Source organism: Roseibium limicola, from assembly GCF_017313085.1.
Taxonomy (GTDB): Bacteria; Pseudomonadota; Alphaproteobacteria; order Rhizobiales; family Stappiaceae; genus Roseibium; species Roseibium limicola.
The window spans coordinates 256146-270838 of the sequence record NZ_JAFLNF010000002.1 but is presented as its reverse complement, the minus strand read 5'-3'; the positions used below and the strand labels follow the sequence as shown (position 1 = coordinate 270838).

Annotated in this window: 10 protein-coding genes; 6 read left to right on the top strand and 4 right to left on the bottom strand. The window is 61.2% G+C overall.

Annotated features, from left to right (window positions below; genetic code table 11):
- Positions 1-12: 12 nt before the first annotated feature.
- Together J0X15_RS04735 and lpxB are read left to right on the top strand one after the other, a co-directional pair.
- Complete coding sequence (locus J0X15_RS04735) at positions 13-912, top strand: LpxI family protein (RefSeq protein ID WP_206938614.1); 900 nt, start codon at positions 13-15, stop codon at positions 910-912.
- Positions 909-2096: a lipid-A-disaccharide synthase gene (lpxB, locus tag J0X15_RS04730; protein WP_206938612.1), complete on the top strand. Its 1188-nt coding sequence runs from the start codon at positions 909-911 to the stop codon at positions 2094-2096. The genes J0X15_RS04735 and lpxB overlap by 4 nt, the downstream gene beginning before the upstream one ends.
- Positions 2097-3111: 1015 nt before the next feature.
- Here the strand turns inward: lpxB and gltA are convergent.
- Positions 3112-4401, bottom strand: coding sequence for a citrate synthase (gene gltA / locus J0X15_RS04725; RefSeq protein ID WP_206938610.1), 1290 nt, complete (start codon positions 4399-4401; stop codon positions 3112-3114).
- A 288-nt stretch (positions 4402-4689) separates the two neighbouring features.
- Positions 4690-6114, bottom strand: a complete 1425-nt coding sequence (gene gltX, locus J0X15_RS04720) for a glutamate--tRNA ligase (RefSeq protein ID WP_206938609.1) — start codon at positions 6112-6114, stop codon at positions 4690-4692.
- Positions 6115-6311: 197 nt separating this feature from the next.
- Here gltX and J0X15_RS04715 point away from each other — a divergent pair, with 197 nt between their 5' ends.
- Positions 6312-9254, top strand: a complete 2943-nt coding sequence (locus J0X15_RS04715; RefSeq protein ID WP_206938608.1) for a ComEC/Rec2 family competence protein — start codon at positions 6312-6314, stop codon at positions 9252-9254.
- 866 nt (positions 9255-10120) lie between these two features.
- On the opposite strand, the gene lexA is transcribed toward J0X15_RS04715, so the two are convergent.
- A complete protein-coding gene (gene lexA, locus J0X15_RS04710) occupies positions 10121-10843 on the bottom strand; it encodes a transcriptional repressor LexA (RefSeq protein WP_206938607.1) in 723 nt (240 codons plus the stop codon).
- A 298-nt stretch (positions 10844-11141) separates the two neighbouring features.
- Between lexA and J0X15_RS04705 the strand changes: the two genes are divergently transcribed.
- Entirely contained in the window at positions 11142-11834 is a 693-nt protein-coding gene (locus J0X15_RS04705) for a GntR family transcriptional regulator (protein WP_206938606.1), read from the top strand.
- 52 nt (positions 11835-11886) lie between these two features.
- Here the strand turns inward: J0X15_RS04705 and J0X15_RS04700 are convergent, their stop codons facing one another.
- Positions 11887-12294 (bottom strand): nuclear transport factor 2 family protein, encoded by a 408-nt coding sequence (locus J0X15_RS04700; RefSeq protein ID WP_206938605.1) that lies wholly within the window; start codon positions 12292-12294, stop codon positions 11887-11889.
- A 239-nt stretch (positions 12295-12533) separates the two neighbouring features.
- Here J0X15_RS04700 and J0X15_RS04695 point away from each other — a divergent pair, with 239 nt between their 5' ends.
- Positions 12534-13718, top strand: a complete 1185-nt coding sequence (locus J0X15_RS04695) for an ABC transporter substrate-binding protein (protein ID WP_408015319.1) — start codon at positions 12534-12536, stop codon at positions 13716-13718.
- Between the two features lie 90 nt (positions 13719-13808).
- Complete coding sequence (locus J0X15_RS04690; protein ID WP_206938604.1) at positions 13809-14684, top strand: branched-chain amino acid ABC transporter permease; 876 nt, start codon at positions 13809-13811, stop codon at positions 14682-14684.
- The last annotated feature ends 9 nt before the right edge of the window (positions 14685-14693 follow it).

Below are 14693 nucleotides of genomic sequence, written 5' to 3'. Positions count from 1 at the left end.
GGCGGCGGCGTGATGGCGCGCCAGGATGTGCCCGATGCAGCAGCGCTTGCGCCCATCGGCCTGATCTGTGGCAATGGCACGTTGCCGGGCGCCGTGGTTGAGCGGCTTCGAGCGGCAGGGCGCAAAACCTATGTTGTCGCCATAAGAGGCGAGGCCGAAGACGGGTTGCGTCAGGTCGCGGACGTTGAGCTGGGCTTCGGTCAGATCGGCCGGCTGTTCAAGGGCCTCGGCAAAGCCGGGTGCCAGGAACTGATCCTCATCGGCGGTATCGTCAAACGACCTGATTTCACTTCCATTCTGGGCGACCCAGGCACTCTGTGGCGGCTTCCCAGGATCATCAAGGCGATGGCGGGGGGGGACGACAGTCTGCTGGGCAAGGTCATTGGCATATTCGAATCGGAAGGTTTCCAGGTGGTTGGTTTGCACGATGTTGCACCGGATCTTCTCGCCGGCTCTGGCGCCTTGGGACGGCATACGCCGGACGCCAATGGGCTGCGGGACATGACGCTGGCGCTGGAGGCGGCGCGTCGTCTGGGTGATCTGGATATCGGGCAGGGAGCGGTGGCCGTTGCCGGTCGGGTGATCGCGCTGGAAGGTGCGGAAGGCACGGACGCCATGCTGCGTCGCTGTGCCGATCTGCGTGCCAATGGGCGCGTCCGAGCCAAGACGCCCGGTGGCGTTCTGGTGAAGACCGTCAAGCCGGGGCAGGACCTGCGGGTGGATCTACCGGCCATCGGCCCCATGACAATCGCACTGGCCAAAAGTGCCGGCCTGGCCGGCATCGCGGTGCAGGCGCAGGGGGCGCTGATTGCAGAAGAAGCCCAGACGCTTCAGGCTGCAGACGATGCCGGGCTATTCATTTTTGGGTTTTCGGCCGACCCAAGGGATATGACCAGCGAGTTGCAACCATGAGCGCGTCCGTGAAAGTCGGCCTGGTTGTCGGCGAGGAATCGGGCGATTTCCTTGGCTCAGCGCTGATGGCATCCTTGAAAGACACCCTGGGAGACCGGGTGGCCTTTTGCGGCACCGGCGGTCAAGGCATGCAATCTCAGGGTCTGACCTCTGTTTTTGATATCGGCGACACCTCGGTGATGGGGATTACGGCCGTTCTTCAGCGCCTGCCGTTGATCATCAAACGGGTGCATCAGACGGTTGATGCGCTGGTGGCGGAGAACCCGGATGTGGTCGTCATCATCGACAGTCCGGATTTTACCCACAACGTGGCCAAGCGCCTACGCAAGAAGGCAGCGCATATTCCGATCATTGGCTATGTCAGCCCCAGTGTCTGGGTCTGGCGTCCGGGCCGGGCCCGCAAGATGACCGCCTATGTCGATGAGTTGCTGGCGCTGTTGCCCTTCGAGCCTGCGGTTCACAAACGCCTTGGCGGGCCGCGCACCCATTATGTCGGGCATCCGCTGATCGAGCGGCTGGACGCGTTGCGCCCTGGAGAGGGCGAGCGCAGCTCGTTGCAGGAGCCTCACCGGGTTCTCGTCGTGTTGCCGGGCAGTCGGGGCAGCGAGATTGAGCGCCTGCTTCCGGTGTTCGGTGAAGCTGTGGCAAAGCTTGGCGCCAGGCACGCGGATCTGGAAGTCCTGCTGCCGGCCGTTTCTCATTTGCGGGAACGCATCGCAGAGGGGACAAAAGACTGGGCCGTCCAGCCTCTGATCCTCGATGGTGAGGCGGCAAAGCACAAGGCGTTTCGGCGCGCCCATGCTGCCCTGGCAGCCTCCGGAACCGTGACATTGCAGCTGGCAATCTCCGGCGTTCCGATGGCGGTTGCCTATAAGGTCGACTGGTTCTTTCGTCGGCTCAAGGACTTGAATCGGATCTTTCCCATCGTTCAGGCCACCTCAATGGTGCTGCCGAACATCATTCTGGGCCGCAATGTCATCCCGGAATATTTGGATGAACAGGTGACGGCCGATGCGCTGGCGCAGCGTGTTGAGGGACTTCTGTCGGACACAGCGGAGCGCCGCGACCAGATCGCCACGTTTCAGGCCCTCGATGACATCATGAAATTGCCTGACGGACAGCACCAATCACAAGCCGCGGCTCGGGTGGTCCTCGATGTTCTGCATCGTCAAGGCAAGCTCTGACGCTGCCCTGGACGGCCCCTCCTGCGCCGGCCGTCCGCCGCCGCCGACCTCTGCCGCCGACCTCTGCCGCCGACCTCTGCCGTCCTCCTCTGCCGTCCTCCTCGGGCTTGCGTTTCCGTCATCCTCGGGCCTGTCCCGAGGATCCAGACTTCTTGTGTGTTTTGCGCGAAGGTCCCGGATCAGGTCCGGGACAGCGAATTGCCTCTCCTCCGCGTCATGCCATGGCTTGACCATGGCATCCATGCCGTTTCGTCTCCCCGCGGGGAACCTTGCGTGTGAGGCGAGGGAGCGACATGGATCCCCAAACAGCAGCGGGTCAAGCCCGAGGAAGACGAAGCTGGTGGGGTGGTCTCCCCATGGTCGAGGCTTCAGATTTGCGGTGAAGGGGTGCAGGAATGGCGGGCTTGTCGTGGTCGTTCGCTATCGTATCAATGCCTTGGCTTTCGTCATGCCGGACAAGCGCCTGCGCTGATCCGGGATCGGTGCACCGCGGGGGTACCGGTTCCTTAGCTTCACAAATTGTTCTGTGGCTCACCGGTCCCGGGTCTTCGCCCGGGATGACGATGGAGATGACTTTTCCAGTGGGCAGGCACCACATGCCACTTGCATCTGCAATACGGCTACGGCTTGCTCTTGCGTTTCCGTCATCCTCGGGCTTGTCCCGAGGATCCAGACTTAGGGGCCATCGGCGTCAGGTCGCGGATCCAGTCCGGGACAGCAAATTGCCTCTCCTCCGCGTCATGCCATGGCTTGATCATGGCATCCATGCCGTTTCACCTCCTCGCGGGGAGCCTGTGTCTGAGGCGAGGGAGCGACATGGATCCTCAAACAGCAGCGGGTCAAGGCCGAGGAAGACGGTGGGGGTGGAGCTCATCAGAAAGACTGGAACGGAGATGACGCTGACGAGTGGCGGGAGTTCTCAGGAGTGGATTCTCCTCGTGCCTGGGCAAGAAACAACAAAAAAAGGCCGCCCCTGAAGGCGGCCTTTGGTGTTTGGGGCTAGAGCCTTGCAGGCTTAGCGTTGTTCGATCGGTGTGTAGTCGCGCTTCGGGGAGCCCGTGTAGAGCTGGCGCGGACGACCGATGCGCTGGGACGGATCTTCGACCATTTCCTTCCACTGCGCGATCCAGCCGACGGTGCGGGCGAGTGCGAAGAGGACGGTGAACATGGTGGTCGGGAAGCCGAGCGCACGCAGGGTGATGCCCGAGTAGAAGTCGATGTTCGGATAGAGTTTCTTCTCGACGAAATACGGATCGTTGAGAGCGATCTTTTCCAGTTCCATCGCGATATCGAGGAGCGGATCGTCCTTGATTCCGAGCTCACCGAGCACTTCGTGACAGGTCTTCTGCATGATCTTGGCGCGCGGATCGTAGTTCTTGTAGACCCGGTGACCGAAGCCCATCAGACGGAACGGATCGTTCTTGTCCTTGGCGCGGGCAACGAATTCCGGAATGCGGTCAACAGAACCGATTTCGGACAGCATGTTGAGTGCGGCTTCGTTGGCGCCGCCGTGTGCCGGACCCCAGAGGCAGGCAATGCCAGCTGCGATACAGGCGAACGGGTTGGCCCCGGACGAGCCGGCCAGACGCACCGTGGAGGTGGAGGCGTTCTGCTCGTGGTCCGCATGCAGGATGAAGATGCGGTCCATGGCGCGGGCCAGAACCGGGTTCACCTTGTATTCCTCGCAAGGCACGGAGAAGCACATGCGCAGGAAGTTGGCGGAATAGTCGAGGTCGTTGCGCGGATACACGAACGGCTGACCGACATGGTACTTGTAGGCCATGGCAGCAATCGTCGGCATCTTGGCGATCATGCGCAGGGAAGCGATCATGCGCTGGTGCGGATCGGAGATGTCGGTGCTGTCGTGGTAGAAGGCGGCGAGGGCGCCAACGGTTCCAACCATGATGGCCATCGGGTGGGCATCACGACGGAAACCAGAGAAGAAGCGGGACATCTGCTCGTGAATCATCGTGTGGTAGGTCACGCGATCGACGAAGTCGTTCTTCTCGGCCTTGTTCGGCAGGTCGCCGTACAGAAGCAGGTAGCATGTCTCGAGGAAGTCACCGTGGTCGGCGAGCTGGTCGATTGGATAACCGCGGTACAGAAGGGTGCCTTCATCGCCATCGATGTAGGTAATCTTCGATTCGCAGGACGCCGTGGAGGTGAATCCCGGGTCGTATGTGAACATGCCCGTGTCTTTGTACAGAGAGGCAATGTTGACCACGGACGGACCAATGGAACCGTCGAGAACGCTGTACTCCTGATCGGTACCACCCACGTTCAGCTTGGCAGTAGTGTCGGCCATTCAGAAAACCCCCTTATTTCATATTTCTAAAGCAGCAGCGCAATGCGCAGGATCGGTTTCGGCGGCATCGCGTTTATACAGTGCCGACAAGCGACAGTGTCGTCCGTCGGGCGTGCTGGCGGTTCGCCGTCGCGCTGCCCAGCTGCTGCTGGAGGAATGGACGGGTTCTGCGTAAACCATTTGGTGCACCGCCGCAAGGTGGACATTGTGCTCAATTGTATACGTGAGCAGAATCATGAGGTTTCACGCGGGTTTGCGAGTGCTGCACCCGCGTGAAATCCCTTAGCGTCAAGCGGCCTGATCGGCGATGCGAGCGAGAGATTCCTCTCGGCCGAGGGCAATCAGAACGTCATAAATTCCAGGCGAAACGCCACGGCCGGTGAGAGCCGCACGCAGGGGCTGAGCCACCTTGCCAAGCTTCAGTTCCTTTTCCTCTGCATAGGCCTTGACGGCTGCTTCCAGAGGTTCCGCGTCCCAGGCAGGCTGGGCGGAGAGAACTCCATGCAGATCTTTCAGGATCTGGCGGGCATTGTCATCCAGAATCTTAGTAGCCTTTTCGTCGCATTCGAGCGGGCGCTGGCGCCACAGGTAGCTGGCGCTCTCTGTCAGCTCGACAAGCGTCTTGGCGCGTTCCTTCAGTCCGGGCAGTGCTCCAAGCGTGATGGCTTCATTGTTGCCTTCGGCCATCCAGGCCAAAACTGCAGCCCCATCGTCGACGTGGGCCAGGCAGACCTTCCAGTCAGCCAGCAACTGCGCATCGTCGGTGGCGCGCATGTAGTGGCCGTTGAGGTTCTCAAGCTTCTTGAAATCGAAACGAGAGGCGGATTTGCCAATGGCATCCGTGTCGAACCAGGCAATGAGATCTTCCAGAGAGATGATCTCCTCGTCGCCGTGACTCCAGCCGAGGCGTGCCAGATAGTTGCGCATGGCCTGAGGCAGATACCCCATGGCGCGGTAGGTTTCTGCGCCCGTCGCGCCGTGGCGCTTCGACAGCTTGGCGCCATCGGGGCCATGGATCAGCGGTATATGCGCCATCACCGGCACATCCCAGCCGAGCGCCTTGAAGATCAGCGCCTGGCGCGCTGCGTTGGTGAGGTGATCGTCGCCGCGGATGATGTGGGTGACACCCATGTCATGATCATCCACCACCACGGCGAGCATGTAGGTCGGTGTGCCATCGGAGCGCATCAGGACCAGATCGTCGAGGTCCTTGTTTGCGAAGGTCACTGTCCCCTGAACTTGATCGTCGATGACGGTCTCGCCATCCTGAGGCGCTTTCAGGCGGATGGCCGGAGCAACGCCCTCGGGGGCTTCGGAGGCGTCGCGGTCGCGCCAGCGGCCGTCGTAACGGGGCGGGCGTCCCTCGGCGCGGGCCTTCTCACGCATTTCCGTCAGCTCTTCCTGGCTGGCGTAGCACTTGTAGGCCATGCCTGAGGCCAGCATCTGTTCCACGGCTTCCTGGTGGCGCTCGACGCGTGAAGCCTGGGACAGCGGCTCGCCGTCCCAGTTGATTCCGAGCCATGACAGACCGTCGAGGATCGCGTCCACGGCTTCCTGGGTGGAGCGGGACTTGTCGGTGTCCTCGATGCGCAAGAACATCTTGCCGCCGTGGTGCTTGGCGTACAGCCAGTTGAACAGGGCCGTGCGGGCACCGCCAATATGAAGGAAGCCGGTTGGCGAGGGAGCAAAGCGGGTGACGATCTCTTTGGACATGGTGCTTTCGTGGGGTCTGTGAGATGGTTTGGGGGGCGGCATGAAACCGCCCGGTTGGCGCGGTCTTACCATAGGCCGGGTTAAACTAAAAAGACCTGGGTGAAAAAGCCTGTGAAGGCGAATGGGGCAAGACGCACAAAGTCTGGGCGCCACCGCCTCATATGCTTCTGTTGGATCTTTGCGAAACGGAGCCATCAATGGCACCCCGCAGGGACAAGGATGGGCTGCAGCCGGAAGACAGAGCGGGCGACGACGGACAGTCGGCTGCGCTTCTGGACAGCCCGCGCGGCCGGGAAACGGCCCCTGATCGCCCCTGGCTAAAGTGGCGGGTTTTCCTGCGCCCTCCGCGTAATACGCCCAAACCCAATGGCCATGGCGAGGTTGATGATCCTGAAGTAGAAGATCTGTATGCACCGGCTCAGGAGGCGAGTGCAAAACGGGGACTGCTGTCTCGCTGTCTGCGCGTGATAAAGCCGGAAACTCGGGATGGTCAGGGGCTTCTTTGGGCCGGGTTTTGCTTTGCTGCCGGCATAGGGCTTTATTTTCAACTTCCAGAAGAACCGCATCGCATCAGTCTGTTGCTCTTGTGGGGACTGCTGGTTCTCGGTGGGGTGTGGCGGGCGTGGCGTCATCGCTCTGGCGGGCATAGTTTCAACACGCCCTATCTGGTGTTCGTGCTGATGCTTACCGGTGTTGTGTGTGCCAGCGTCCGGACAGCCAGCGTCAGCGCACCGCGCCTCAGTTTGCCGGTAACGGCGGATTTTACCGCGACAGTGCTGGAACGGCAGAACACGCCACGCGGCTTGCGGCTGGTTCTGCGGGTGGAGGAGCTTTTCGACCGGGAGGGCAAGGTCATCGCGCCGGAAGACATCCGGTCCCCCCGTCTGAAGCCTCTGCCCGGTCTCAAGGTGCGTATGTCGGTCAACGGGACAGGCGAGACATCTGGCGCTTCCCAAGCATCTGCGGCCTCTGGAGCGCAGAGGAGAGCTATTCTGCCGGGTGACCATCTGAGGCTGCGTGGGCGGCTGTTTCCGCCGCGCGGCCCGGTGCATCCGGGCGGCTATGATTTTTCCTTCTGGGCTTATTTCAGTTCACTCGGGGCCAGCGGGTTTTCCTTTGGTGCGCCAAAGGTCTTGTCGGCCACGCCGCTTTCGCCCAAAGCCCGGCTTGTGCGCGGACTGAGTGCGCTGCGCCTGTCCCTGGGCGGACGGGTGCGGGCGCTGGGGGGCGAGGGCCAGGCGACCCAATTGGCCATGGCTCTGCTGGTCGGAGACCGCAGCGGGCTGGACGCGCACACGGAGGAGTTGCTGCGGCACTCCGGGTTGGCGCATATCCTGGCGATCTCCGGTTTGCATATGGCGCTTTTTGCCGGTGGCGCCTATGGCGCGGTCTTGCTGGCGATGGCGTTCTCCGGCACGGCCAGTCTGGTTCTGCCGTCGCACAAGATCGCTGCCCTTGCCGGTCTTGCCATGGCGGTGCTCTATCTGGCGGTGTCTGGCGCTTCCGTTCCGACCCAGCGCAGCTTTCTGATGGTTGGCCTGGTCCTGCTGGCGCGCCTGACCGATCGGCGTGGCCTCACTTTGCATTCGGTTGCACTGGCGGGTTGCGGTTTGTTGTTTGTTGCGCCGGAACGCCTGTTCTCTCCTGGATTTCAGATGTCATTCGCCGCGGTGATCTGCCTGATCGCAGTCTACGAGGGGTGGCGCGGCTGGTCGTTGCGGCTTGGATCCGAGGCAGGCGCGGCGGGAGGGTCTGGCGCAAGCGTTTCCGGCGCGGGCGTGGCAGGTCCGGCAAGCTATCTGTGGCGCGGGGGGCGGCTGATGGCAGGCTTTCTGCTCGGAGTGCTTGTGACATCGCTGGTGGCAGGTGTCGCCACGGGGGTGATCGCCGCGCATCACTTTGGCCGGTTTGCGCCTTATGGGCTGCTCGGCAATTTGCTGGCCATGCCGGTGTTTTCGCTGATCGTCATGCCGCTGGGCGGCGTGGCTCTGATTCTGCTGCCTTTCGGGCTGGCCGCCGTGCCGTTGGCGGGTATGACTGCCGGGCTGGAGTTGTTGCTGCGCATCGCCGAATTTGTCTCCGGGCTCAGCGCCCGGGCCTTGCCGGCAGGCGGGCCTGCGGGGGACCAGGTGGGCGGGCTGGTCGAGACATTCGGCTTGCTTTCAGGGGCAATACGCCCGCCGGGACCGGTGTCCATGCTTGGCCTGACTGCGGGACTGTTCGTCTTGCTGTTGTTCAAGGGCTGGTCGCGTTGCTGGGGGCTGGTGCTGGTTGCTGTCGGGATGTTGCTGCATCAGGGCGCGCGGCCGCCGGACCTGCAGATTAATTCCGACGGCACGGTCATTGCCTTTCGCGATGCCGTGGGACATCTGGTCACGAGCGCCCGACGGCGCAGCTTTCAGACGGAGACCTGGGCGGTGGTCGAAGGAAAAGCCGGGACCTTCCGGCCTGTGCCTGGCGACCTGCGGCGCTGCGATGCCGCTGGCTGTGTGTTTTCTCTTCACTCGGTGGCAAGGCCAGAAAGGTCTCTGCCTCAAGGAAAGGTCTGGAACGACTCCCGAAGCCTGACGCTGGCCCTGTCGAAAACCTACGAAGCGGCCGCGCTGGATTGCGCCCTGGCGGATATTGTCGTCAGCGGGCTGCGTTTGCCTGCCAGCTGTTCTGCCCCCCTGGTGCTCGACGGGAACACGCTCACAGCGCGTGGCGCCCAGGCGATCTGGTTTTCCGCGCGGCCGCAATGGGGTTATCGCCTGCTTGCGGACCCTCGTGTGTCGCGTTCTCATTCTGTCGGGCGAACTTGGCAGCCGAGGTCACACGCCCTCGCCGAAGATCCGCATTCCTCGATAGATCGCTACGACTTTATCGTGCGCGATAATCAGGAATTTGAGTCTTTCCTGGGCGATGATTTCGTGTTTTCAGGACATTCCGAAGAATCGCTTCTGGAGGCTACTGACACAATTGCTGCGCGGGTCGCAGCGCAGGTCGCGCCTGTTGGTCCTGCGGATCCGGGTGCCATCATTGACACTGGGACGTGGCTGCCGAGCGCTCCAGTCGTTGACAGGTCACCGCTGTACATCCGCGTGGACAGTGCCCTCCCGGCCCTTCACCGCCCGTGGACGCCGGGATACTCGGACCGATGATTGGCTTCAACTGAGGAGAAGACACGCGGATCCCGCTTGTTTTTCCCTGTTCTCGCTACCGGACCTCTCCACCCAGCGTCATGTCATGGCCCGACCATGGCCTCCATGCCGTTACCGTTCTGCCTCCTCGACAGCTCAGCGTCTGCCGAGGCGGAACGGCATGGATCCTCGGGTCAAGCCCGAGGATGACGGAGGGGGGGCTTGAGGTTCGTCGTGCCACACAAGGGAAGAAGCGGGCTCCCCGGCACCGCATCTCCGCTTGCGCTGCGTGCGGAATGACGCAGGGGAGGTGGGGTACGAGGGTGAGTTTGTCGTCTTAAACGCCCGCCATCGTCATCCCGGCCAAGCGAAAGCGCAGAGCCGGGACCGGTGAGCCGAGCGCTTATCGGGGGAGACGTGCCGAGGTCGGCAATTGTACCGCTCTCTGTTCTTCATGCTCCCGGCACCGCACATCCCCACCCGGCGTCACGCCATGGCCCAAACGGAAGACCAGCATGGCATCGATGCCGCCCCCTCACGTCTCGGCACAGCCTGAGTGCGTGGAGATGGAACGGCATGGATCCTCGGGTCAGGCCCGAGAATGACGGCGGAGAGGGGGGGCACAATCAATGGTGCCCCCCCCTGACATCCCCACCCGGCGTCACGCCATGGCCCAAACGGAAGACCAGCATGGCCTCCATGCCGCTTCCTCACGTCTCGGCATAGCCTGAGTGCGTGGAAACGGATCGTCATGGATCCTCGGGTCGAGCCCGAGAATGACGGAGGAGAGGCGTGGATGAAATTTGAAGTCCGGCATAAAATCAGAACAAAAAAGTCCCGGAGCATTTCTGGTCCGGAACTTGATCTCTCTGCAAGGTCGGGAAGTATCAGTACTGGCGGAAGAGCCCGACGAGACGTCCCTGGACACGAACCCGGCCAGGGCCGAAGATGCGGGTTTCATAGGCCGGATTGGCAGCTTCCAGAGCGATGGAGGCTCCCTTCTTGCGCAGGCGCTTGAGGGTTGCCTCTTCATCATCGACCAGGGCAACGACGATGTCACCGCTGTCGGCGCTGTCAGTGCGGCGGATGAGCACCGTGTCGCCGTCAAGAATGCCGGCTTCGATCATCGAATCACCGCGCACTTCCAGCGCGTAATGCTCTCCCTTGCCAATCATCTCCAGGGGCACGGCGATGGAGTGGCTGTGGCTCTGAATGGCCTCGATCGGCACACCGGCAGCAATCCGGCCCATCACCGGAATGTCGACAGAGGTGCTGGCTGGTTCGGCCACGGGCAGCGAGGGGGGCGCCTCGCGCACTGGTTTGCCGAGGTCACCTTCGATGACTTCCGGCGAGAAGGCGCCGCGCTGGGGCGGTGTGGCCAGGCCGGGGGAAATCGATTCAGGCAGGCGCAGGACTTCCATGGCGCGGGCCCGGTTGGGCAGGCGGCGAATGAAGCCACGCTCTTCCAGGGCGGTGATCAGCCGGTGGATCCCGGACTTGGATCGCAGATCGAGCGCGTCTTTCATCTCGTCAAACGACGGCGGAACACCGGTTTCCTTCAGGCGTTCCTGAATGAACATGAGAAGTTCATATTGCTTGCGGGTCAGCATCCCCAGCCTCTCGTGTCGCGGACCAACGCCGATCGAGGACCGATCATCCGCCAGTACAAATCATGAACGTAGCTTAGCTGTTCTCATTGTGTTCCGCAAGCCTTAAGGTTTTCTTGCTGAACTGCCCGTATCAGAATTTGGCTGCAACGTCAGGCGCGTCGTGGCCTAGGCGTTCGCGAAAGTGTGTTCATATCAGACAGTTTTGGAAATCGCGCAGCGCAGAGACTTTACAAGTCCGGTTAATGGGCGCGCATTATGTCGCTTGGTTTTCTCCCTTATTCGGGTGTATCGATCCAGTATGAACCGATCTGAGCAAATTTGTGCGGCGCTGCGCACTGCGATCCTCGAGCGAGCGCTTTTGCCCGGCATGAAATTGCCGGAGGATGCACTTGGCGAACGCTTCGGGGCCAGCAGAACCATTGTGCGGCAGGCGCTGGAGCGGCTTGCCGCAGAGGGTCTGGTTGAGCTCAGGCGCAATCGCGGGGCCGTGGTCGCCACACCCAGTCTGGAAGAAGCGCGAGACCTGTTTGCCTTGCGTAGTCAGATCGAGGATCTGGTGGTGTCGCGGCTGATCGCCAATTTCGGGCCGGGAAAGCTCGCAGCGCTGGAGGCGCATCTGGCGCGGGAAGTCGAAGCGGAAAGCGGCCCGGAGCCGGTTTCGATCCGGCTGGCGACCGAGTTCCACATTCTGGTGGCGCAGTTGACGGAAAGCCCCGTTCTGATCCGCTATGTCGAGGATGTCGGCTATCGCTGCGGCCTGACGCTGGCCCTTTACGCAAGACCTCATTCAACCGACTGCGGCATTCATGAGCACCGTGAAATCATCGAGGCTTTGAAGACCGGCGATGAGGCGCGCGCACGCGATCTGATGCGCCACCATCTGGGCGCTGTGGCCGATAGGGCCTTGCTGATGGATGAGACGAAGGGCCATGCGGCGATCTATCTGGATGCGCTGGAACCCTACGCCAAAGCTGTGCGTGAAAATGGATAGCAGAGCGTGCCGTCAGCGCACGCCCTGAGCCCTGAGCCCGGGGGGGAGGTCTTTACTCCAGGCGTGTCAGGAGGCGTTCTGCGCTGTCGTTCCAGACATCCATCTTGACGATTTTCCCGTTCCTGACCTCGAACCGGTCGACATAGCGATTGCCGTCAAAGGGCGTCCCATCCGGCCATTCGCCATAAAGCGTTCCAACGGAATAAACGACAGTGCCCTCCGGTCCGCTTGAAACGTCGAAGCGGTCCATTTGTTTCTTCACCCATTTGTAGCGCGTCGCGTTGAAGCCGGTCGGGCCGGAGGGATGGGTGAATTTCCGTCCACCCGTAAAGGTGATGTCCACGGTGTCAGCCATGTAGGTGGCGGCAAGGTCCGGGTCCGGCTTCATGGAGGCCTCAAGAAAGTCGCGGACGATTTGCGCTTCATCGGTGAGGGGCGCATTTTCCTGGTGCGTGCTCATGGCAGCTATCCTTGTTCCGGTGTCATGTCTGAGCTGACTATAGAAGTCGTCGTGCATTTCGCATGCATAAATTGCATGCAATTTTCGCATGCGATTTGTGCAGAAGTCGTCGAAGCCCTGGGCGTCAGGTCGAGGTTTTTTGCTAAATTATTGAATTGTAATATTAAAAATAGTTGGCATTGGTCTTGCTTCGTCATGAGCATTCGGACACGCGGTCCGGACGTCCAGAGGAGTAATTCATGCGCACTTCCCGCTTCCTTCCCCAAATGACCCGTCGTGCCCTTATGTCGGGTGTTGTCGGACTGAGCGTTGCAATCAGTCTGCCGGCCCTGGCTGCTGATACTGTGAAAATCGGCCTTGTCGCTGCGCTCAGCGGCCAGTCCGCGAAATCGGGTCAGGCCATCACCCGTGGTCTCACCATCGCCATCGACGAAATCAACGCGAATGGCGGCGTTCTCGGCAAGCCGATCGAGCTCGTCAGCCGCGATGACGAGAGCAATCCGGGCAAAGGCCTTGTGGCAGCCCGTGAGCTGGTTCAGCGTGAAGGCGTTGCCGCTCTGATCGGAGGGCTCGATACGCCGGTTTCCTTTGCCATCGTTCCCTTCGCCAACCAGGCAAAGGTGCCTTTCGTCGGCCCATGGGCGGCTGGCACCGGCATCACCAAGAATGGCGCGGAGGAAAATTATATCTTCCGCGTTTCGGCCGTCGATGAATACGTCGACGAGGCGATCACCGAATACCTCATCGCCAATCACGGCGTGAAGAAGCCGGGCATGATCCTCATCAACAATCCCTGGGGAGAGTCCAACGAGAAGGGGCTGACCAAGGCGCTTGAAAAGCGCGGCATGGAAACCGCTGGCATCGAGAAGTTTGAGTCCAATGATGTGGACGTTGTTCCTCAGCTTACCCGTCTGAAGGAGAACGGCGCAGATTCTCTCTTCGTTGTTGCCAATGTTGCGCCGACGGCTCAGGTCATCAAATCGCTCGACCGCATGGGTTGGGATGTGCCGCTTGCCTCCCATTGGGGTCCGGCTGGTGGCCGCTTTACCGAACTGGCGGGCAAGAGTGGCGAGAAGCTGCATTTCATCCAGACCTACCTGTTCGTTGAAGGCGACGAAAAGGGCGACGCCATGTTCGCCAAATTGCAGGCGGCGTTTCCTGAAATCGAAACCACAGCCGATGTGACGCCGGCAACGGGCATCGCCAACGCCTATGACTCGATGCTGTTGCTGGCCGCTGCCATCGAAAAGGCCGGCTCCACCGACGGCCCTGCAATTCGTCAGGCGATGTATGAGATTGAGAACATCGAAGGTCTGATCAAGACCTATGCGGATCCATTCTCACCGGACAATCAGGACGCCATCGGTCCTGAAGACTATGTCTTCGCGCATTTCGTCGAAGGCCAAATCATCCCGGTCAAATAAGCCTGGCCATGACCTCCCGCCGGGTTGGCGGGAGGTTGCTTGCTCTGACGACACCCATCCTCTCCCGCCTTCGCGCGCAGGAAAAAACATATGACCTTACTGATCGCCGCCCTGGTTAGTGGAATTGGACTCGGCAGCATGTACGGCTTGATCGCCCTCGGCTTCCAGATCACCTATTCCGTCTCGCAGACCGTCAATTTTGCCCAGGGAAGCGTCGTGATGCTTGGGGCGGTCCTGGGATATGTATTCATTGAGCGCCTCGGGATGAACTGGATGATTGCCTATCCCTTGGCGGTCCTGTGCTGCGGCGGCTTCGGCATGCTTGTTGAAGTTCTGCTGGTGCGCCCCTTCGTGGAGCGCAATTCCGAAGCCTGGCTGATGGCGACAGTCGCTGGCGGCATCTTCCTGGACAATGCGGTGCTTTTCACCTTCGGCAACGAACCGCGCACGCTGGCCTCAAGCCTTACTCAATCCACCTGGCAGTTTGCCGGAACCGGAATTTATCCGCAGCAGGTCCTGATCCCGATTGCCGCCGTCGGCGTTGCACTTGCCCTGCATTTCCTGTTCCGCAAGACGCTTCAGGGTCGGGCATTGCTGGCTGTGGTGCAAAATGGTCAGGCAGCCCGGCTGATGGGGATCAATACAACCGCCATGGTTTCGGGCTCTTTCGCCCTGTCCGCCATGCTGGCCGGCGGTGCAGGTCTGCTGATCGCCCCCTTGCTTTCGGTCCATTCCGACATGGGCACGCTGTTTGGTCTGAAAGCTTTCGCGGTTGCCATTCTGGGCGGCATGACCTCGGCGTCCGGTGTGATGCTCGCCGGTTTCATCTACGGTCTGGTCGAGGCACTGGTGACGACCTATTTCGGCTCGTCCTCCACCTATATCATTGTGTTCGCCCTGTTGATACTGGCGCTGACCTGGAAGCCGGATGGGCTTTTCGGACGTCCTGCGGTCAAGAAGGTCTGAGGAATTCCT